The organism is Microbacterium sp. (genome assembly GCF_047971895.1).
Classification (GTDB): Bacteria; Actinomycetota; Actinomycetes; order Actinomycetales; family Microbacteriaceae; genus Microbacterium.
Genome location: NZ_JBKEAF010000075.1, coordinates 1 through 20,006, shown reverse-complemented (window position 1 = coordinate 20,006; position 20,006 = coordinate 1). Strand labels below are relative to the sequence as shown.

Below are 20,006 nucleotides of genomic sequence, written 5' to 3'. Positions count from 1 at the left end.
GTGAACACCAGTGCGGCATGCCCTGCCATACCCTGGGCCCATGGCGGGCGACGAACAGACGGTGCGCATCGACGGGCGCCGCCTGCGTCTGACGAACCTCGACAAGGTGCTGTATCCCGCAACGGGCACCACGAAGGGCGAGGTGATCGACTATTACACGCGCATCGCTCCGCTGCTGATCCCGCACGTGGCAGGCCGGCCGGTAACCCGCAAGCGCTGGCCGGACGGCGTGGGAACCGATGCTGAACCGGGGCTGGTGTTCTTCGCGAAGGACCTGGAGCGCGGGGCGCCGTCCTGGGTGCGCCGGCTGCCGATCGAGCACGTGAAGGGAGCGAAGGAGTACCCGCTCATCGGCGATGTGCCCACACTCGTCTGTCTGGCGCAGGTGGCGAGCTTGGAGCTGCACGTGCCGCAGTGGCGCTTCGCCGCCGACGGCACCCGCGGGCCTGCCGACCGGCTCGTGCTCGACTTCGACCCCGGCCCGGGCATGGGGCTCGCCGAGTGCGCCGAGGTGGCCCGGTTGGCCCGTGACATCCTGCACGGAATGGGTCTGGACCCGATGCCGGTGACCAGCGGCTCCAAGGGCATCCACATCTATGCTGCGCTGCCGCCGGGTCAGACCAGCGAGTCGGCGTCGACGCTCTCCAAGGAGCTCGCCCGCGCCCTCGAAGCCGATCACCCGGACCTCGTGGTCAGCAGCATGAAGAAGGCCGAGCGCACGGGCAGGGTGCTGATCGACTGGAGCCAGAACAGCGCCGCGAAGACGACCATCGCCCCGTACTCGCTGCGCGGGCGCATCGAGCCGACCGTGGCGGCTCCGCGCACGTGGGCCGAGCTCGACGATCCGGGCCTGCGCCAGTTGCGGTTCGAGGAGGTGCTCGAGCGCATCGCCGATCCGATGGCCGCGTTGGGGTTCCGGGCCGGCGGCCGCGAAGCCGACGACGGCCCTCTCGCCCGCTACATCGCCAAGCGCACGGCCGGCGGAACCCCCGAGCCCGTGCCGTCGAACGCCCTCGGCGCCACGGCGACGGCCGACAGGCCCCGCTTCGTGATCCAGGAGCACCACGCCACCGCGCTGCACTGGGACTTCCGGCTCGAGCACGAGGGCGTCTTCGTGAGCTGGGCGGTGCCGCGCGGAGTGCCGCCGACGACAACGAACAACAGCCTCGCGATCATGACCGAGGATCACCCCCTCGAGTACGGCGCGTTCGAGGGCACCATCCCGCACGGGCAGTACGGCGCGGGCACCGTGACGATCTGGGACGACGGGTGCTACGACCTGGAGAAGTGGCGCGACGACGAGATCATCCTCACCGCGGAGGGCCGGCCGGGCGGGCCGCTCGGACGGGTGCGCCTGGCGCTCATCCGCACGCAGGGCGAGGGCGAGAAGTCCCGGTGGCTGCTGCATCGCACGAAGACCGATGCCGCAGGCCACCCGCAGCCCGACGGCGAGCCCGTCGTGGCGTGCCCCCCACACGTCGAGTCGTCGCGAACAGCGGGTGCTTCGGGCGCGGACCGTGCAGATGCGACGACCGAAGGGGCGACATCGACTGCACGGGAAGAACAGGCGCGTCGCCCGGAGCCGATGCTGGCGACGAACTCGACCCCGGGCATCGCGCGGGCGGCCGCGGCGCGCTGGGCGGGCGACGACGGCGCCCCCTGGGCGGAGATCAAGTGGGACGGCGTGCGCGCCCTCGGCGTCTGGGACGGCACCCACCTGCGCCTCTACGCGCGCAGTGGCACCGACATCACCGACCGGTATCCAGAGCTCACCGCCGCACCGGCGCTCGGCGACGGCTCGCTCGTGCTGGACGGTGAGATCGTCGCCCTCGGCGAGCGCGGTGCGCCGAGCTTCGCTCTGCTGAAGAACCGCATACACCTCACGAAGCCGCACGAGATCGCCCACGAGCAGAAGCACACGCCGGTGCGGTATCACCTGTTCGACGCATATGCGCCGGGAAGAATGGATGCTGCGCTCAGTGCGCGGCGACGACTTCTCGAGCACCGCGCGGCCGATGCGGGGGCTGCGTTCGTCGTGCCGCCCGTGTTCGACGACGTGGATGCGGCACTCGATGCGAGTCGCCGGTTCGGGCTGGAGGGCGTGGTCGTGAAAGACCCGTCGTCGCCGTACCGCCCGGGTGCGCGCTCGGAGTCGTGGCTCAAGGTCAAGAACGTGCGCACCCAGGAGGTGGTGATCGGCGGCATCCGGCCCGGTCGTGGCGGACGGACCGGGTCGATCGGGTCACTGCTGCTGGGTGTTCCCGGCGACGCCGGGCTCGAGTACGTGGGCCGGGTGGGATCGGGCTTCACCGAGGCGATGCTGAAGCGGCTGGAAGATCAGCTCACCCCGCTGCGCATCAAGGAGTCGCCGTTCGCCGACGTGCCGGTCACGGATGCGTCCGATGCGCTGTGGGTGCGTGCCGAGCTCGTCGGCGAGGTGGCCTTCGCGGAGTGGACACCGAGCGGCATCCTGCGTCACGCCCGCTGGCGCGGACTGCGCCCCGACAAGTCCCCCGCCGACGTCACCCCCGAGTACTGATCACGCGTGCCGCTCGCTCTCGGTGTGACCGGACGGCTCCAGCTGGAACGTGGAGTGCTCGACGTCGAAATGGTCGGCCAGACATGCCTGCAGCTCGGTCAGCAGCTCACCCGAACGCCGCTCGCTGAGCACCGCGTCGTCCACGACCACGTGAGCGGTGAACACGGGCGCGCCGCGGGTGAGCTGCCATACGTGCACGTCGTGTACGCCGACCACGCCGGGCGCCTCGCGCAGGTGCGCGCGGATCTCCTGCACGTGCACCCCGGGCGGCGCGGACTGCGCCAGCACCGAGACCACCTCGCGCAGCAGGCCGACGGCGCGCGGCAGGATCATCGCCGCGATGGCCAGCGAGGCGATGGCGTCGGCGGGGAGCCACCCGGTGGTGACGATCACGATCGCCGCGACGATGACCGCGGCCGAGCCGAGCAGGTCACCGAGCACTTCGAGGTAGGCACCGCGCACGTTGATGCTGCGCTTCTGTGCGGCGCTGAGCAGCCACAGCGAGATCGCGTTGGCCACCAGCCCGACGGCGGCGACCACCAGCATGAGCGTTCCCGCGACCTCCACCTCGCCCGGGTCGATCAGGCGGCGGATCCCCTCTACGGCGATGCCCGCGGCCAGGACCAACAGGATCACGCCGTTCACCAGCGCGCCGAACACCTCGGCGCGCTGGTAGCCGTACGTGCGCCGGTCGTTCGCCGGGCGCGCTGCGACAGTGCTCGCCACGAGCGCGATGACCAGCGCCGCCGCATCGGTGAACATGTGGACGGCGTCGGCGAGCAGCGCCAGCGAGCCGCTGAGAATCGCCCCGACGACCTGCACGACCATGACGGTCGCGGTGATGCCGAGCGAGATCGCCAGCAGGCGCCGGTTGCCGGCACCGCGGATGCCGGACGGTGCGTGGTCGTGCATGGCTCCAGGCTAGGCCAGAATCCTCAGAGCGCTTCAAGCAGCGGCACCAGCGCACGGAACGCGCGAGCGCGATGCGAATCGGCGTTCTTCTCGGCGGCGCTCCATTCCGCCACGGGGCGCTCGGCGTCGGGCTCCTGGTCGTCGGGGACGAAGATCGGGTCGTAGCCGAAGCCGCCCGTTCCCGACGCGGCGCGCGCGACGCGGCCGGGCCACACACCCTCGACGACATGCTCGTCCCCGCCGGTCAAGAGCGCGATCGTCGCCCGGTACTGCGCGGTGCGGTGCGGGTCGGCGATGTCGGAGAGCTGGTCGAGCAGCAACTCGAGGTTCGCCGTGACATCTTTCGCGTGGCCCGCCCAGTACGCCGAGAAAACGCCCGGCGCACCGCCGAGCACGTCGACGCAGATGCCCGAGTCGTCCGCGAGCGCCGGCAGGCCGGTGTGTGCGGCGGCGGCCCGTGCCTTGATCAGCGCGTTCTCGGCGAAGGTGACGCCGTCTTCGACCGGTTCGGGACCGTCGTACCCGATCACCTCGAGGTCGGGGCGGGCCGCGGCGACGATGTGCGCGTACTCCTCCACTTTGTGCGGATTGTGCGTCGCCAGCACGATACGGCGCCGTGGGGCACCCGAATCGAAGGAGTTGCGCGCACTCACTGTGACGCCGTCTGCGCGAGGACGGCCGTCTGCAGGTCGCGCAGCTGCGCGCACCCGTCAACACCGAGCCCGACGAGGGCGTCGAGCTCGTGCTTGTCGAACGGCGCGCCCTCGGCGGTGCCCTGCACCTCGACGAAGAGGCCCCGCCCGGTCACGACGACGTTCATGTCGGTCTCGGCGCGCACATCTTCGACGTACGGCAGGTCGAGCATCGGCTCGCCGTCGATGATGCCCACCGACACCGCGGCGACCGAGTCGAGCAGCACGGTCGACTTCTGGGCGATGAACTTCTGTGCACGCCCCCATTCGATGGCGTCGGCGAGCGCGACGTAGGCGCCGGTGATCGCCGCGGTGCGCGTGCCGCCGTCGGCCTGCAGCACGTCGCAGTCGATGACGATGGTGTTCTCGCCGAGTGCCTTCGTGTCGACGACGGCGCGCAGCGCCCGGCCGATCAGACGCGAGATCTCGTGCGTGCGCCCGCCGATGCGGCCCTTGACCGCCTCCCGGTCGTTGCGGCTGTTGGTCGCGCGGGGCAGCATCGCGTACTCGGCGGTGACCCAGCCCTTGCCCTTCCCGGTGAGCCAGCGGGGCACGCCGCTGGTGAACGACGCGGTGCACAGCACCTTGGTGCCGCCGAACGAGATGAGCGCCGAGCCTTCTGCCTGCGCGCTCCACCCGCGTTCGATCGTGATGGGGCGCAGCTGGTTGGGAGTGCGCCCGTCGGCGCGCAGAATGTCGCTCATGTTCTCTCTCTGTAAGGGGGCGTCAGGTATCTCGGGGAAGGTCGATGGCACCGGTCTGCACGAGACGCACCGAAGAGACTTCGCGCCCCATCAGCCGGTGGGCAAGCCGCAGGAACTCGTCGGCCGAGTCGCCGGTGGCCTCGTAGAGGTGGGTGGCCGTGGCATCCGACCCTGCCAGCAGATCGCGCGAGACGAGCTGTCGATAGACGTCGTTGGCCGTCTCGGTGTCGCTCGAGACGAGCGCGACGTCGGACCCCATCACATAGCTGATGGCACCCTTCAGGAACGGGTAGTGAGTGCAGCCGAGCACCAGGGTGTCGACGCCGGCGTGCCGCAGCGGTGCGAGGTACTGCTCGGCGGCCGACAGCAGTTCTGGCGATTCGGTGACGCCCGCCTCGACGAACTCGACGAACCGCGGGCAGGCGGCCGTGAAGACGGTGAGGCGCTCGTTCACGCCCAGCAGGTCCTGGTAGGCACCCGAGCCGATCGTGCCGGCGGTGCCGATCACGCCGATGCGACCGTTGCGGGTGGTCGACACGGCCGTGCGCACCGCGGGGCCGATGACCTCGACGACGGGCACGTCATACCGTTCGCGCGCATCACGCAGCATCGCCGCCGAGGCCGTGTTGCAGGCGATGACCAGCATCTTCACGCCCTGGTCGACGAGCGTGTCCAGCACCTCGAGTGCGTAGCGGCGCACCTCGGCGATCGGCTTGGGCCCGTAAGGCGAATGCGCCGTGTCTCCCATGTAGACGATGGATTCGCGCGGCAGCTGATCGGTGATCGCCCGCGCCACCGTGAGCCCGCCGACACCCGAGTCGAAGATGCCGATCGGAGCGTCGTTCACGATCGACCAGCCTACGCCAGTCGGTCAGTACGCTGGCCCCATGGCCGCATCCACCGCCCTGCTCACCGATCGCTACGAGCTGACGATGCTCGAGGCCGCGCTGCGCGACGGCACGGCGCAGCGGCCGTGCGTGTTCGAGCTGTTCGGCAGGCGACTGCCGGGTGGGCGCCGGTTCGGCGTCGTGGCCGGCACGGGGCGGCTGCTGACGCTGCTGCGGGATTTCCGCTTCGGCGACGACGAACTGCGGTTCCTGCGCGATGAGAAGGTGGTGGATGCCGCGACCGTCGCGTATCTGGAGGGGTACCGTTTCTCGGGCTCGATCACCGGCTACCGCGAGGGCGAGCTGTACTTCCCCGGGTCTCCGCTGCTGACCGTCGAGGGCACGTTCGCCGAGGCCGTCGTGCTCGAGACGCTCGCGCTGAGCGTGCTGAACCACGATTCGGCGGTCGCCACCGCGGCCGCCCGCATGAGCATCGTGGCCGGTGATCGTCCCCTCGCCGAGATGGGCTCGCGCCGTGCCGGCGAGATGTCAGCGGTCGCCGCCGCGCGGGCCGCGTTCATCGCCGGGTTCGACGCGACCAGCAATCTCGAGGCGGGACGGCGGTGGGGAATTCCCACCATGGGCACCGCCGCCCACTCGTGGACGCTGCTGCACGACAGCGAAGAGGACGCCTTCCGCGCCCAGGTCGACGCACTCGGGCACGACACGACTCTGCTGGTGGACACGTTTGACACCCGGCGCGGCGTCGAGACGGCCATCCGCATCGCCGGCACGGGACTGGGCGGTGTGCGCATCGACTCGGGCGATCTTCCGGTGGTCGCCGCAGAGGTGCGCGCGCAGCTGGACGAGCTCGGCGCGACGGGCACCAAGATCACCGTCACCAGCGACCTCGACGAGTATGCGATCGCAGCGCTGGCAGCCTCCCCCGTCGACTCGTACGGGGTCGGCACCTCGGTGGTCACCGGCTCGGGGGTGCCCACGGCGGGCATGGTCTACAAGCTGGTCGCACGGCAGGGCGGCGACGGCACGTGGGTCGGCGTGGCCAAGGCATCCGCCGACAAGTCGTCCACCGGCGGTCGCAAGACGGCCTTCCGCACCCTCGACCACGGCACCGCCACCGGGGAGCTGGTGGTCGTCGACGACGCCACCGCGGCACCGGACGACGCGCGGGCACTGCAGGTCGCGCTCGTCGCCCACGGCGAGATCGACCCCGCCGCCGAGGGACCCGCCGGGGTGCTCTCGGCGCGCGCACATCACGCGCGCGTGCGCGAAGAGCTGCCGGTGCGCGCGCTGGCGCTCAGCCGTTCGGATCCGGCCATCCCGACGAACTTCGCCTGACCGGATCAGCCCTGCAGGCGCTCGTAGATCTCCTTGCAGGTGGGGCACACCGGGAACTTCTCGGGGTCGCGGCCAGGCGTCCACTTCTTACCGCACAGTGCGCGCACGGGCTTGCCCGTGATGGCCGACTCGAGGATCTTGTCCTTCTTCACGTAGTGCGAGAAGCGCTCGTGGTCACCCGGCTCGATGCTCTCCTCGCGAATCAGCTCTTCGAGCTCGCGGTCGAGCAGCGCCAGTCCGCCGTCGTCGGGGGTTCCTGCGGGAGTGCTCATAGCCGCTAAGTGTAGCCGCGCACCGGGCTGGTCAGGCGGCCTCGGCGAACTCCATCAGACGGGAGTCACGGCGGCGGAACAGGCCCGCGCCGATCGCCACGCCGGTCACCAGCACGGCGAGGCCGATGACGACTCCCAGCCACAGCGCCACGGCGCCGGCGTGCACGTCGACGGTCACCGCATTCCACCCGAACCATAGCGACGGTGCGCTCAGCACGACCGCGCCGAGCAGCACGAGCGCCTGCGCTCCGACGCCCGTCGACGAGTGCTGCGGCTGCTGGAACGGGCTGTCGCCGGGCCGCGAGACGGGGTACGGCGCGAGCACCGACGAGATGCTCGCCAGCCCCAGTCCGCACAGGAAGAGCGACGTCGACACCCCGATCACCGCGGGCAAGATCGCCCACCGCCCGTGCAGGGCGACGGTCACCGGGATCACGATCGCCAGCAGCGGCACCGCGATGAGCACGACGGGAACGAGCCGGCCGACCCGGTCGGCCAGACCCCGGGTGCCGCTGGCGATGTGCATCCAGATCGCGGTCGAGTCGTAGGCGACGTCGTTGTGCGGCAGCCAGCCGAAGAACAGCGCGATGATGAGCACGGGCAGCAACACCACAGTCTCGGCCGACACGCCGGCGACCAGGGGCGGCACGACCACGATCGCTGCCGCCACCGGGATGACCCCCGCGTTGACGAGGTAGCGCCGGTCGCGCCGCCAGTACACGAGGCTGCGCGCGGCGATCGCCCCGCCGGGCGTGCCCGGTGCCACGACGAACCAGCCGAGCCCTGCCCGCTCGCGCACCGACACGGGCCGCTCGGTGGTGCGCAGCAGCCGCCGCACGCACCACACCCAGGCGCCGGCCAGCAGCGCGACGGTGACCACCGCGACGACCGCGACGACCCATGCGAGCGACGAGCCCGCGGCGACGGCAGCCGGCAGCGCCCACGCGGCACCGAACGGGGTGTACCCGAGCACGTCGACCGCTTCGGACAGCTGGGGCGGCACGGCGCCCGCCCACTCCAGCGACGAGAGGAAGACGGCGGTGGGCACGACGACCACGACGATCGCCAGTACGAACAGGCCCGATAGCTCGCGCGAACGGCGATCGCGCAGGAACATGGCCGTCACCGCCATGCACGTGCGCGACAGCAGGGTGACGGTGGCGATCGCCAGCGCGGCGCCGATCACCGCGACCGGCACGGGCGCCCCATGCATCGACCACAGCACCGCCGTGCACACGGCGACGGCGATCAGCGCGAGAGTCGGCAGCCCCAGCAGTCCGGCGAGGGCCAGGGCGGCGGCGAGGCGGATCTCGGGCAGCCCGAACACCGCGAACCTGCGCGGGTCGAGCTGGTCGTCGGCGCCGGCGATCAGCGGCGACAGCGCGAACGCGAGCGTCACGGCGGTGCCGCCGTGCACGACGACCGCCTGGGCCGTGCCGGCCGACGCGGTGCCCAGCGAGAGGATCGCCGTGCACGCAACGGCGGTGGCCGAGACGAGCAGCACGAGTCCGATCACCGTGCGTGCGACGGCACGGCGTCCGCCGCGCCATGCTCCCGCCAGGAGGGCGAGCCTCAGTCGGAGAACGTGTGCAACCACTCCAGGCCCTCCACGTCGCTGAGCCCTCCGGACAGCTCGATGTAGCGCTGCTCGAGGCTCAGCTCGCCGCGCACCTCGTCGACGGTGCCCTCGGCGAGCACCTGACCGGCGACGAGCACCGCGACACGCGTGCACACCCGTTCGACCAGGTCCATGCCGTGGCTCGAGAGCACGACGGTGCCCCCGCCGGCGACGTAGGCGCTGAGGATCTCGAGGATGATGCCGCTAGAGAGCGGGTCGACGGCCTCGAACGGCTCGTCGAGCACGAGCACGCGTGGCGAGTGGATGAGTGCGCCGGCGAGCATGACCTTCTTGGTCATGCCGGCCGAGTAGTCCGATACGACGCGCCCCAGCGCGTCGGCGAGATCGAATGCGCGCGCCAGATCGGCGGTGCGCGCTTCGACGACCGCGGCGGGCAGCCCGCGCAGCACGCCGTAATAGTAGAGCAGTTGCCGGCCGGTGAGGCGGTCGAACGTGCGCAGGCGGTCGGGCAGCACCCCCAGTGCACGCTTCGCGGCCAGCGGGTCGGATGCCGCATCGACGCCGTTGATCTCGATCGTGCCGCGCGTGGGGTGCAGCAGACCGGCGATCATCGACAGGGTCGTGGTCTTGCCTGCGCCATTGGGGCCGACCAGCCCGTAGAACGACCCGGCCGGCACGGTCAGATCGATCCCGTCGACCGCGCGTGTGCCGCCGAAGGCCTTCACGACCCCGCGCAGCCGGAGTGCGGGAAGGGATGTCTGCGGCACCGGCGGCCGGGGCGGGACGACGATCTGCTCGCCGGCGTGCTCGATGACGTCGGGCAGCTCGAGGGCGGTCGCCTCGCTGGCCCTCTTCGGAGGCGCGCTCGCCTTGCGCAGGGTCGTGCTCTTCTTCGTGGGGGCTGGCTTCTTCGTGGGGGCCGGCTTCTTCGCGGGGGCCGGCTTCTTCGCGGGGGCCGGCTTCTTCGCGGGGACCGGCTTCTTCGCGGGGACCGGCCTCTTCGCGGGGGCTGGCTTCTTCGCGGGGGCCTTCTTCGCGGGGGCCTTCTTCGCGGACGTCGTCGACGGCAGGGCCTTGACCGGCCGGGGCGCCCGTTCGACGACGGTGTCGCCTGCGGCGGCCCCGTCGTCCGGTTCCGGGTCCCGCGGTGCGGGCATCGACGCTGTCACCGATCCAACGTATCAACCCTGCCCGTCAGGCCCATCGTCCCGGTGTCACACAGGCTCGGCGATCAGGAAACTCCCAGGTCACGATACGACCACGAATCCTCTGTTCCTGCACGCTCCCAGGCGGTTTCGCTAGCATTGGGTTCGCACGATGGAGTGTTCACGCGGCGGATCGCCGCGGTTAACCCACACTTCGGGAGCGCTTGTGACTGTTCAGACCGTCATTCTTGCCGCCGGCATGGGCTCGCGGCTCGGGCGCGGGCTGCCCAAGCCTCTGACCGAGCTCGGCGACGGGCGCAGCATCATGCGTCAGCAGCACGACAACATCCGTGCTGCGTTCGGTGCGGCGGCGCGCATAACGACGGTCGTCGGCTACCGCGCCGAGACGATCGTCGAAGCGTTCCCGCACGCACACTACGTCTACAACGACCGCTACGACCAGACCAACACCTCGAAGAGCCTGCTGCGCGCGCTGGCAACCACGGGTCGCAGCGGTGTGCTGTGGATGAACGGTGACGTGGTCTTCGACCCGCGTGTGCTGGGCCGGGCCATGCCCCTCATCGATGCCGACGAGTCGTTCGTGACCGTCAACACGTCGACAGTCAGCGACGAAGAGGTCAAGTACACCGTCACCGCCGAGGGCCGGATCGACCAGCTGTCGAAGGCCGTCATCGGCGGCGTCGGCGAGGCTGTGGGCATCAACTACATCTCGGGCACCGACAAGCGCGCGTTCATGCGTCAACTGCAGCGCGTCGACGACCAGGACTACTTCGAGCGCGGGCTCGAGCTGGCCATCGCCGAGGACGGCCTGCGCCTGCAACCGCTCGACATCTCCGACCTGTACGCGGTCGAGGTCGACTTCGCCGAAGACCTCGAACGCGCCAACCAGTTCGTCTGACCTCCCCGCCGATCCGACGCAACCGCTCCTCCCCAGCGAAGCACCTGCAGGGTTGTGCACAGATCCGCCGCGGATCGGCGCGCCGCGGCCCTGTACCGTCGCACCGCGCCCCTACCGTCGCCGGCATGCTGACACCGCGTCCCTCCCCCCGCGATCGACCGCCGCGCACTCCCGCCTACCGCGTCCCCTGGACCATCGACCGGCTCTACGGAACACACCCGTTGGTGCGCAACTCCGGCAGTGCGCCCGTCGACTTCGTGCGCGTGTTCACCTGGTCGCCGGCGAACGGCGGCGCCACCGAGCACTGGGGGCAGATGCTGCCCGGCGAGGTCGTCGAGATGTGCCTGTGCGCGGGTGATGCCGACGACACCACCGTGACCCTCGCGTGGTTCCGGCAGGCGGACGAGAAGGAGTACGTGTGGAGATTCGTCGTCTGACCGGCCGCACCAGGAGACAATGGATGCATGGCACTGTTCGCGCACCGCCCCCAGGAGAAGCTCGAGTGGGCCGGGATCCCGGGTGAGCCCCTGCGCCCCGAATCCCCGGCGGAACGGCTGCCGGATGCTGCGCCCGCCCTCGACGACCTGGGGTTCGCCGCCGGCGGAGTCGCCTCGATCTCGATCCCCATCGAGCCCGCCGTACGTGACGCGCAGGAGGCACAGTGCGGTCAGGAGTCCGCCGACGCGACTGAGGGGTGACATCCGCCCACGGTGCACGTGGGAGGATCGACGGGTGCATGTGCATGGAACCGGTCGCAGAGCCGCGCCGGCGGTCCCCGACAGGGCCGGTGTGTCGTTCATCATGCCCGTGCTGAACGAGCGGGCGTACCTGCAGCGCGCGGTCGAGACGGTGCTGGCGCAGGAGTTCGACGGGCCCGCCGAGCTGGTGCTCGCACTCGGCCCCTCCACCGACGGCACGACCGAGGTCGCGGCCGAGCTGGCGGCGCGCGACTCCCGCATCGTGCGGGTCGACAACCCGCGCGCCGATATCCCCGTCGGGCTGAACCTCGCCGTCGCCGCCTCGCATTACCCCACGATCGTGCGGGTCGACGCGCACTCCGAGCTCTCCCCCGGCTACACGCAGCAGGCGCTGGCCACCCTCGACCGCACGGGCGCGGCCAACGTCGGCGGGGTCATGCGCGCCGACGGGCACACGGCGTTCCAAGTGGCCGTGGCGCGCGCCTACAACTCCCCGGTCGGGCTGGGCGGTGCCTCGTACCACGGCGGCGGCCGCGAGGGGCCGGCCGAGTCCGCCTACCTCGGCGTCCTGCGCCGTGCCGTGCTCGACGAGGTCGGCGGTTTCGACGAGACGATCCGCCGCGGCGAGGACTGGGAGCTGAACCTGCGCATCCGCCAGGCCGGCTACGACGTGTGGTTCGATCCCGCACTGGCCGTCACCTACTGGCCGCGAGAGAGCTGGACGCGGCTGGCCCGCCAGTTCTTCGCCACCGGCACCTGGCGCGGCGAGCTGGTGCGCCGCTACGGGCGCCGCAACGCGTTGCGCTTCTTCGCGCCACCCGCACTGGTCGCCCTGGTCGTGCTGGCCGTCGTCGCCGCCGTGCTGCAGCTGACCGGGGTGCTCGCGGGATGGTGGGCGCTGGCGGCATCCATCGTCTATCTGCCCCTGATCGCGTACGCCGCCCTGACCATCGTCTCCGCGGCGGGCGGGGCGACCTGGCGCGACCGCCTGTGGACGCTGGCCGTGCTGCCGACCATGCACCTGGCGTGGGGTCTCGGCTTCGCGCGGGGCGTGCTGCGCGGCGCGCACGACACCGTCGACACGTCGCGGCTGGCCGGGCGCAACACGCCGCTGCCGTGAACCGGCGCGCTATACGAGCCGCTGGTCGATGATGCGGGCGACCACGCGCTCGGCGGCATGGCCGTCGTCGCGTGCGTTGAACATCGACCGCCAGTGCGCGTACTTCTCGGCGTACGCGCCCGGGTCGGCGGCGAGCGCCTCGACCAGCTCGGCCCGGGTGCGCACGAGCGGGCCGGGGGCGCGTTCGCCCAGGTCGAAGTAGAAGCCGCGCAGCTCGCCGCGGTAGTGCTCCAGGTCGGGCACCAGGAAGTACATGGGCTTGCCGGTGACGGAGTAGTCGAACATGACCGACGAGTAGTCGGTGATCAGCGCGTCGGCGATCAGCAGCAGCTGCGACATGTCGGGGAACGCGGTGACGTCGATGACGCGGGGGCCTACGGCATCTCGTCCCGGCAGGAGCGTCCGCGAGTGACCCCGCACCAGCACCACGCTGCCGGTGTCTGCGGCCAACTGCACCGGGTCGACGAAGTCGACCATCTCGGCGCGATCGTCGCGCCACGTCGGCGCGTACAGCAGCACCTTCTCGTCGGCGCCGATGCCGAGTGCGCGGCGCGTGGCCGCGCCGTCGCCGGTGACCAGCACATCGTTGCGCGGGTAGCCCTCGACCCACGTGGGGCGGGTGAGGAACCCGTACGCCTTGCGCAGGATGCGGGCACCGTACGGGTTCTGCGCGAGCAGGATGTTCCAGCGGCGCGACTCGCGCAGCACGGCGAGCGTGCGCCGCACGTCCAGTCCCCCGCCGAACGGGAACGAGCGGTGCAGGGCGAGACGCTTGACCGGCGTACCGTGCCACGTCTGCAGCACGCGCTGCCCGGGCCGGCGCTCGAAGCGCCGCCGCAGCCAGTCGTTGACGACGATGAGCCGGGCCGCGCCTCGGGCGCGCCACCACTCCGGGCTGCCCTCGACGACCGGCACGGCCCCCTCGGGCACCTGCACCGACAGGTCGACGACCGACCAGTAGCGGATGATGTCGGGGCGCACCTCGGCGAGTCGCCGGTCGATCGCCAGCGGGTTGCAGCTCGCGCTGCGCCCGTAGAAGCTCTCGTAGAAGACGGCGTTCTCCAGCCCGCCGGGGCGGGTGGCGTAGCGGCGTTCGAGTGCGTCCTGCGCCTCGCCGGAGTCGTACGCGGGGTCGATCGGCGGATCGATCCGCAGCAGTGTGTCGTCGAGTGCGGCCCGCAGGGTGCCCAGCTGGGTGAGCGGGACGGATGCCACGGCCCCCACGAGCTCGTAGTCCCCGCTGGGCAGCGGCAGCACCGGCCCGCCCCAGCGCGCCACCTGCAGCGGCACCACGGCGCGCCAGGTCTTGCCGCGGCCGGTCAGCGATGATGCCGTCACACGTGCCCGTGCACCCACCAGGGCGACCTCGGCGGGGCGGGGCCCGGTGCCGCGCAGTTCGAGCGCGGGGAACGGGTCGGTCACGAACTGTGCCGTGGTCATGCTCCTCCTCCGGACCGGTCCAGGATGGCGCGGTGCACCCGCGCAGTGTTGTGCCCGTCGTCGAAGCGGTGCACGCGCGCGCTGAGCGCCCGCGACCGTGCGACGCGCTCGGCACGGGCGGTGGGGTCGGCGAGTGCCGCCAGCTGCGTGCATGCCTCGTCCCAGTCCGCGGCCGGGTCGGGACCGGCCACGTCGGCGTAGCGTCCATAGAACCCGCGGGTGCAGGCGTAGTCGTCGACGTCGGGAGCGAGGTACACGACGGGCAGCGGCACGAGCCCGGCGTCGAAGGCGAGCGACGAATAGTCGGTGATCAGCGTGTCGAGGCCAGGCAGCACGGGCGTCACATCCGGCAGCAGGTCGCTGCCGAGCAGGCGCACCCGGTCGGTGGCGAACGGGAGCGCATAGTCGCCGGCGCCCAGCGGGTGCGACCGTACGAGCAGGATCGCATCCTGTGCGGCCAGCACATCGACCAGCGCGCGCCACTGCGCGGACGTCGGCACGGCCGGGTCGGGGGCACCGTCGCGCCAGGTGGGTGCGTACAGCCACAGCCGGGCCTCGCCGACCGGCCCGGTGTGCGCCTCGACGGCGGTGCGTGCCGCTGCCCGCCGCGCCTCGGGCTCCCCCTGCGACAGCACGTCGACGCGTGGTTCGCCGGTGACCGCGACCCTCTCATCGGGGAGGCCGAACGCCGACTCGAACCGCCCGCGCACCAGGTGCGACGCGGCCGGCAGCAGGTCGATGCGGTGCGCGGCGCCGCGGTAGAGCATCGCGATCAGCCGCGACAGGCCCGGCACGTGCCGCAGCGCGCCCGGCGCCCGCACGGTCGCGGGCGAGTCGAGCCCGATGCGCTTGAGCGGGATGCCGTGCCACAGTTGCACGACGAACGCCCCGCCCACGGCGTAGCGGTTGACGTCGCCGAACCCGTGGGTCACCACGACGACACTCGCGCGGGCGGTCGCCCAGAAGCCGCAGAGCGAGTGCTTGGGCAGGGAGGGGATGCCGCGTGCGGCCGCGTCGGCACGCTCTCTGGCCGACCCGGTGAGCCATACGGCTCCCGGCCGCGCCGCAGCCTGCCACAGGGCGAGGGTGCCGTCGGCGATGCCGACGCCGCAGCCGAAGACCCAGGCGCCGCGGCGACGCGGGACGGCGAACGTGATCAGGCGCCCCAGGAAGAACAGGGGGATGCGGGCGAGCTTGTGCGCGTTGCCCGCGCCGAACGAGAAGGACGCCACTGTGCGAGCCTACCGCTCGCCCAGTGGCGTCCCTGGGCGCCCGCCTTACGGCAACGTGCCGAGTGTCACATCGGTCGTGTACGTGTCGCCGTCGCGCACGTACGTCACCGTCGCGACGCTGCCGGCCGCCGCCGCCCGCACTTGCGCGGTGAGGTCGACCGAGTCGGTGATCGGCACGCCGTTGAACGCGGTGACCGTGTCGCCCGGGCGCAGGCCGCCGTCGGCGGCGGCGCCGCCGGAGGTGACCTCGGCGATGTACGCGCCGGTGATCGTGGAGCCCTCGACGTATGCGGCGGACTGCACCATGGCGCCGAGCAGGCCGTGGGTGGCCGCACCGGTCTCGATGATCTCGTCGGCCACGCGCTGGACGATGTCGGACGGGATGGCGAAGCCCACGCCGATCGACCCGGCTTTGCCGGTGGTGCCGCCCGCGGTCGCGATGGCGACGTTGATGCCGATGAGCCGGCCCTCTGCGTCGACGAGCGCGCCGCCGGAGTTGCCGGGGTTGATGGCGGCATCGGTCTGGATGACGGCGATCTTGATCGACTCGCCGCCGCCCTGCGACTGCTGGCCCTGGCCGAAGTCGAAGAAGAACGGACCGCCACCCTCGCCCTCGTCGCCGTCCTCGCCCTGATCACCCTGGTCGCCGCCCTCGGGGGCCGCCGATGACGCGATCTCGATGGAGCGGTTCAGTGCGCTCACGATGCCGGTGGTGACGCTGTTCGACAGGCCTAGCGGTGCGCCGACGGCGACGGTCTGGTCTCCGACGTTGAGGTCGGACGACGAGGCGAACTCGATCGGGGTGAGTCCCGAGGCGTTCTCGAGCTTGATGACCGCCAGGTCGTAGACCGGGTCGGTGCCGACGATGGTCGCGTCGTACACGTGCCCGTCCGAGGTGGTCACGCGCAGACCGGGGGTGCCGGTGGCACCGTCGAGGGTGACCACGTGCGTGTTGGTGACGACGTAGCCGTCCGCGGTGAGGATCACGCCCGAGCCGGTGCCGCTCGCGCTTCCAGACGAGGCGGCGATCGTGACCACGCTGGGCACGACCTTCGCGGCGATCGCGGTGGTCGCGGTGACCTTGTCGGGGTTGTTCACCGTCACCGTGGGTGGGGCCGCCTGACCCGTGGCCACCGGCGCCGGCCACAGCTGGTTGCCGAGGTAGGTGCCACCCAGGCCGGCAGCACCACCGACGACGAGAGCAGCGACGATGGCACCGGCGATGATGCCGCCGCCCCTGTGCCCCTCCCGGGCCGGTGCCACGGGCTGGGTGGCCTGGGCGCTCTGGGTGCCGTACAGCGGCTGGGTGGGCTGGGTGTGCTGCGCGGTCGCGCCGACCGCGTACGGCGGCTGGGGGGCGGGGGCCGGGCTGGATGCCTGCACCGTACCGTGCACAGTGCCATGCACCGGCACCGGCACCGGCGGAATCGGGGGAAGGGGCGGTACCGGCGGGGTCTGCTGGGCAGGTGGCACGGGCGTTCCCGGCTGCGCGGACTGGTCGGGCTGTTCGGGCTGCGTGGGGTGCTCGCCGCGGTTGTCGCTCATTGTCGCTCCTTCTCCGATTCCCCTCCAGCGTGGGCGCCGATGCTGTGGATTTCTTATGTTGCGGGTGGGACGAACCTATGCGGATACCCTGACGTCATGCAGGACCTCACGCAGCACGATCCGCAGCACCGCATCCGCGGGGCCTGGCGCCGCACCGCGGCCGGGGCCGGGCTCCTCTCCCCGACGGGGGCGGTGGCATCCACCATCTTCGCAGAGATGACGGCACTCGCAGCCCGCACCGGAGCGCTGAACCTCGGTCAGGGGTTCCCCGACGAGGATGGGCCGGCCGAGGTGCTCGCGGCCGCGCAGGAGGCCATCGCACACGGCGTCAATCAGTATCCGCCGGGCCGTGGCATCCAGACCCTGCGCCAGGCGATCGCCGCCCATCAGCACCGCTTCTACGGGCTCTCCCTCGACCCCGAGCGCGACGTCGTGGTGACCGCGGGGGCGACCGAAGCGCTCGCCGCGGCGCTGCTGGCCTTCGTCGACGGCCCCGACGACGAAGTCGTCATGTTCGAGCCGCACTACGACTCCTATGCGGCGTGCGTGGCGCTGTCGGGTGCACGGCTGGTGACCGTGCCGCTGCGCCGGCCCGGCTTCCAGCCCGACCTCGACGAGCTCGCCGCAGCGGTGACCGACCGCACTCGCGTCATCCTGGTGAACAATCCACACAACCCCACCGGCGCCGTGCTGTCCCGTGAGGTGCTCGGACGGGTCGTCGCGCTCGCACACCGTCACGACGCGGTCGTCGTCACCGACGAGGTATACGAGCACCTCTCGTTCGTGCCGCACGTTCCCGTGGCGACGCTGCCCGGCGCGTGGGAGCGCACTGTGACGATCTCGTCGGCAGGCAAGACCTTCTCGACCACCGGCTGGAAGATCGGCTGGGCGTCAGGCCCCGCCGACCTCGTCACCGCCGTGCTCACCGTCAAGCAATTCCTCTCGTACTCCAACGGCGCACCGTTCCAGCCGGCCATCGCAGTGGGGCTGGACCTTCCCGACGCGTACTTCACCGGGATCGCTGCCACCATGCGGGCCAAAGCACAACTGCTGGGCGCGGGGCTGCGCGCGGCCGGGTACGAGGTCTTCGCCCCGCAGGGAACCTATTTCACCGTGGCCGATGCGGCCGCGCTCGGGGTGCAGGACGCCGACGAGTTCTGCCGCGCGCTGCCCGAGGCATCCGGCGTCGTGGCCATCCCCCTCACCGCGTTCGCCACCGGTGCGAACCGCGCCGCCTACGCCACTCTGGTGCGCTTCGCCGCCTGCAAGCGCGTCGACGTGCTCGAAGAGGCCGTGGCCCGCCTCAGCGCGGGGTGACGCTCAGGCGCCGCAGCGCGAGCGCCGGATTGACCCGCCGCACGCGGTCGATCGCGGCCTTCTCGACCCAGGCGACCGCCACATCGGTCGCGGTGCCGATCGCGGCGATCTCCACGCCCTGCGGATCGACCACCATCGAATGGCCGACGCCGAGCGGCGGGGGGTGGTCGGCGGCGACGACGTACACGGTGTTCTCGATCGCGCGGGCGTGCAGCAGGGTGCGCCACTGGTGCTCCTTCAGCGGCCCGCGCACCCACTCGGCCGGGACGAGCATGACGTCGGCACCGGCGTCGGCGAGCAGCCGCGCGACCTCGGGGAACCGCAGGTCGTAGCAGGTCATGAGACCGAAGGTGAGGTCGCCGATCGCGAAGGTCTGCGGCGGCTCGAGGTCACCCGGCTCGACCCAGTCCGACTCCCGCTGCCCGAACGCGTCGTACAGGTGCAGCTTGCGGTAGCGGGCGAGAAGACCCGACCCGTCGACGGCGACGACCGTGTTGCGCACACGCTGCGCGTCGCTGCCGCGTTCGAGCAGCCCCGCGACCACGTGCACGTCGTGCCGGGCGGCCAGGTCGATCAGTCCCGTCACGAAGGGTCCGTCGAGGTCCTGTGCGTGGGCGCGCAGCGATTCGTCGAACGGGTCGGTGAAGTAGCTCGCGTACTCGGGGAACACCACGAGGTCGGCGCCGCGCCCGGCCGCGGTCGCGATGAGGCCGGCGATGTGCTCGAGGTTCGCCTCGGCGCTCGCGGCCGGGGCGAACTGGGCGACGGCGACGGCGGTCATACGTCCTCCTTCCCGCGGCGCACCGCGTGGATGATCGCCGGGACCACCAGCCACACGACGATGATGAGTGCTCCCAGCAGAATGGCAGAGATGATGGATGCCGGCAGCCCGACCACCACGACGAACACGAACGCCACGACCCCGACGACCAGCAGCGACACCGTCGCGAGGGCGGGCTGGAAGGCGAGGGCCAGCAGGAACTCGGTGAGGATCTGCGTTCCGGTCTGCAGCACGCGCTGATCCTGCAGAACCTCGCTCCAGTTGCGGTCGTAGCGCTCGGCGGGCGACTCGTCACGCCCGTCGCCTGGCGAACGGTTCTCGGTGCGGTCGGCCGTGTCGCCCATGCGTTCATCCTCCCCGCCCGGTCGGTCCCGGACAAGCGCCCCGCGTGCGACCAGGCTCCTGAGAGCGTGTTAGGCTGGCAGATGTGCCGCGGGGTGGAGCAGCTCGGTAGCTCGCTGGGCTCATAACCCAGAGGTCGTAGGTTCAAATCCTGCCCCCGCAACCAAGAACAGCCCCTGATCGGAGATCTCCGGTCAGGGGCTGTCGCGTTCCCCGCGGCGCGGGTCGGCCGAGCAGGAGCGCGAGGACGCCGGCGGCGATCGCGGTCATCAGGGTCGGCCATAGGACGATCGCGATCGCCTGCCAGAGCAGCACCCAGCCCTGAGCCTCGATGCACCGGCGGGGTGGGGCTGGGGCAGTCGACGCGATGCTCGGCCCCGCACCCGCCACCCACGATCGCTGAACCCGCGTGCACCACACGCACCCTCGCTCGCATGCGCGGGGCGCGAGCGCGTCTCGCACGCCCGCCGGCGACACCGGGCCGACACCGGCCCGGCGTCCCTCGCTAACCTTGAGCGCCGTCGAGCTCGAGCAGCTTCGTGACCGCGTCCGTGAGGCGCTTGTCGGCCTCGCCGTAGGCCGC

The 20,006-nt window shown here is 71.5% G+C and carries 19 protein-coding genes and 1 tRNA gene; 8 read left to right on the top strand and 12 right to left on the bottom strand.

Annotated elements, in window-relative coordinates; all coding sequences use genetic code 11:
* Positions 1 to 40: 40 nt before the first annotated feature.
* The gene (locus tag ACK5IN_RS06075) at positions 41 to 2,539 is read left to right on the top strand and encodes an ATP-dependent DNA ligase (protein WP_416895308.1); all 2,499 of its coding nucleotides are present in this window, start codon (positions 41 to 43) and stop codon (positions 2,537 to 2,539) included.
* On the opposite strand, the gene ACK5IN_RS06070 is transcribed toward ACK5IN_RS06075, so the two are convergent.
* Genes ACK5IN_RS06070 through murI form a run of 4 tightly spaced genes read right to left on the bottom strand, consistent with a single transcriptional unit; the run spans position 2,540 to position 5,694 of the window.
* Positions 2,540 to 3,451, bottom strand: coding sequence for a cation diffusion facilitator family transporter (locus tag ACK5IN_RS06070; RefSeq protein WP_416895307.1), 912 nt, complete (start codon positions 3,449 to 3,451; stop codon positions 2,540 to 2,542).
* 23 nt (positions 3,452 to 3,474) lie between these two features.
* Positions 3,475 to 4,104 carry an RdgB/HAM1 family non-canonical purine NTP pyrophosphatase gene (rdgB, locus tag ACK5IN_RS06065; protein WP_416895306.1) on the bottom strand — a complete coding sequence of 210 codons (630 nt, stop codon included), beginning with the start codon at positions 4,102 to 4,104 and terminating at the stop codon, positions 3,475 to 3,477.
* Positions 4,101 to 4,847 carry a ribonuclease PH gene (rph, locus tag ACK5IN_RS06060; protein ID WP_416895305.1) on the bottom strand — a complete coding sequence of 249 codons (747 nt, stop codon included), beginning with the start codon at positions 4,845 to 4,847 and terminating at the stop codon, positions 4,101 to 4,103. The genes rdgB and rph overlap by 4 nt, the downstream gene beginning before the upstream one ends.
* Before the next feature lie 22 nt (positions 4,848 to 4,869).
* Positions 4,870 to 5,694, bottom strand: coding sequence for a glutamate racemase (murI, locus tag ACK5IN_RS06055; protein ID WP_416895304.1), 825 nt, complete (start codon positions 5,692 to 5,694; stop codon positions 4,870 to 4,872).
* 40 nt (positions 5,695 to 5,734) lie between these two features.
* Here murI and ACK5IN_RS06050 point away from each other — a divergent pair, with 40 nt between their 5' ends.
* On the top strand, positions 5,735 to 7,033 hold the full coding sequence (locus ACK5IN_RS06050; protein ID WP_416895303.1) for a nicotinate phosphoribosyltransferase: 1,299 nt from the start codon (positions 5,735 to 5,737) through the stop codon (positions 7,031 to 7,033).
* A gap of 5 nt (positions 7,034 to 7,038) precedes the next feature.
* Here the strand turns inward: ACK5IN_RS06050 and ACK5IN_RS06045 are convergent, their stop codons facing one another.
* Genes ACK5IN_RS06045 through ACK5IN_RS06035 form a run of 3 tightly spaced genes read right to left on the bottom strand, consistent with a single transcriptional unit; the run spans position 7,039 to position 10,053 of the window.
* Positions 7,039 to 7,305 (bottom strand): DUF3039 domain-containing protein, encoded by a 267-nt coding sequence (locus ACK5IN_RS06045; RefSeq protein ID WP_416895302.1) that lies wholly within the window; start codon positions 7,303 to 7,305, stop codon positions 7,039 to 7,041.
* 31 nt (positions 7,306 to 7,336) lie between these two features.
* Positions 7,337 to 8,821 (bottom strand): hypothetical protein, encoded by a 1,485-nt coding sequence (locus tag ACK5IN_RS06040; protein ID WP_416895301.1) that lies wholly within the window; start codon positions 8,819 to 8,821, stop codon positions 7,337 to 7,339.
* Between the two features lie 56 nt (positions 8,822 to 8,877).
* Positions 8,878 to 10,053, bottom strand: a complete 1,176-nt coding sequence (locus tag ACK5IN_RS06035; protein WP_416895300.1) for an ABC transporter ATP-binding protein — start codon at positions 10,051 to 10,053, stop codon at positions 8,878 to 8,880.
* Between the two features lie 202 nt (positions 10,054 to 10,255).
* On the opposite strand from ACK5IN_RS06035, the gene ACK5IN_RS06030 reads away from it, so the two are divergent.
* The 4 genes from ACK5IN_RS06030 (at position 10,256) to ACK5IN_RS06015 (ending at position 12,766) form a co-directional block, all read left to right on the top strand.
* Positions 10,256 to 10,948 (top strand): NTP transferase domain-containing protein, encoded by a 693-nt coding sequence (locus tag ACK5IN_RS06030; protein ID WP_416895299.1) that lies wholly within the window; start codon positions 10,256 to 10,258, stop codon positions 10,946 to 10,948.
* A 125-nt stretch (positions 10,949 to 11,073) separates the two neighbouring features.
* Positions 11,074 to 11,385: a hypothetical protein gene (locus tag ACK5IN_RS06025; protein ID WP_416895298.1), complete on the top strand. Its 312-nt coding sequence runs from the start codon at positions 11,074 to 11,076 to the stop codon at positions 11,383 to 11,385.
* 27 nt (positions 11,386 to 11,412) lie between these two features.
* Positions 11,413 to 11,646: a hypothetical protein gene (locus ACK5IN_RS06020; protein ID WP_416895297.1), complete on the top strand. Its 234-nt coding sequence runs from the start codon at positions 11,413 to 11,415 to the stop codon at positions 11,644 to 11,646.
* A gap of 103 nt (positions 11,647 to 11,749) precedes the next feature.
* Entirely contained in the window at positions 11,750 to 12,766 is a 1,017-nt protein-coding gene (locus ACK5IN_RS06015) for a glycosyltransferase family 2 protein (RefSeq protein ID WP_416895345.1), read from the top strand.
* Between the two features lie 9 nt (positions 12,767 to 12,775).
* Here ACK5IN_RS06015 and ACK5IN_RS06010 read toward each other — a convergent pair whose 3' ends face one another.
* From ACK5IN_RS06010 to ACK5IN_RS06000, 3 genes are read right to left on the bottom strand one after another with little or no spacing between them, the layout of a single operon-like run.
* Positions 12,776 to 14,206, bottom strand: coding sequence for a CDP-glycerol glycerophosphotransferase family protein (locus ACK5IN_RS06010; protein ID WP_416895296.1), 1,431 nt, complete (start codon positions 14,204 to 14,206; stop codon positions 12,776 to 12,778).
* Complete coding sequence (locus ACK5IN_RS06005) at positions 14,203 to 15,438, bottom strand: CDP-glycerol glycerophosphotransferase family protein (RefSeq protein ID WP_416895295.1); 1,236 nt, start codon at positions 15,436 to 15,438, stop codon at positions 14,203 to 14,205. Before ACK5IN_RS06005 ends, ACK5IN_RS06010 begins: the two co-directional genes overlap by 4 nt.
* A gap of 45 nt (positions 15,439 to 15,483) precedes the next feature.
* On the bottom strand, positions 15,484 to 16,983 hold the full coding sequence (locus ACK5IN_RS06000) for a S1C family serine protease (protein ID WP_416895294.1): 1,500 nt from the start codon (positions 16,981 to 16,983) through the stop codon (positions 15,484 to 15,486).
* A gap of 96 nt (positions 16,984 to 17,079) precedes the next feature.
* Between ACK5IN_RS06000 and ACK5IN_RS05995 the strand changes: the two genes are divergently transcribed.
* A complete protein-coding gene (locus tag ACK5IN_RS05995) occupies positions 17,080 to 18,300 on the top strand; it encodes an aminotransferase class I/II-fold pyridoxal phosphate-dependent enzyme (RefSeq protein ID WP_416895293.1) in 1,221 nt (406 codons plus the stop codon).
* Here ACK5IN_RS05995 and ACK5IN_RS05990 read toward each other — a convergent pair.
* Positions 18,287 to 19,081 (bottom strand): carbon-nitrogen hydrolase family protein, encoded by a 795-nt coding sequence (locus tag ACK5IN_RS05990; RefSeq protein ID WP_416895292.1) that lies wholly within the window; start codon positions 19,079 to 19,081, stop codon positions 18,287 to 18,289. The genes ACK5IN_RS05995 and ACK5IN_RS05990 overlap by 14 nt on opposite strands.
* Positions 19,078 to 19,425: a DUF6328 family protein gene (locus ACK5IN_RS05985; protein ID WP_416895291.1), complete on the bottom strand. Its 348-nt coding sequence runs from the start codon at positions 19,423 to 19,425 to the stop codon at positions 19,078 to 19,080. Before ACK5IN_RS05985 ends, ACK5IN_RS05990 begins: the two co-directional genes overlap by 4 nt.
* 87 nt (positions 19,426 to 19,512) lie before the next feature.
* Here ACK5IN_RS05985 and ACK5IN_RS05980 point away from each other — a divergent pair.
* A tRNA-Met gene (locus tag ACK5IN_RS05980) sits at positions 19,513 to 19,589 on the top strand.
* Positions 19,590 to 20,006 lie beyond the last annotated feature (417 nt).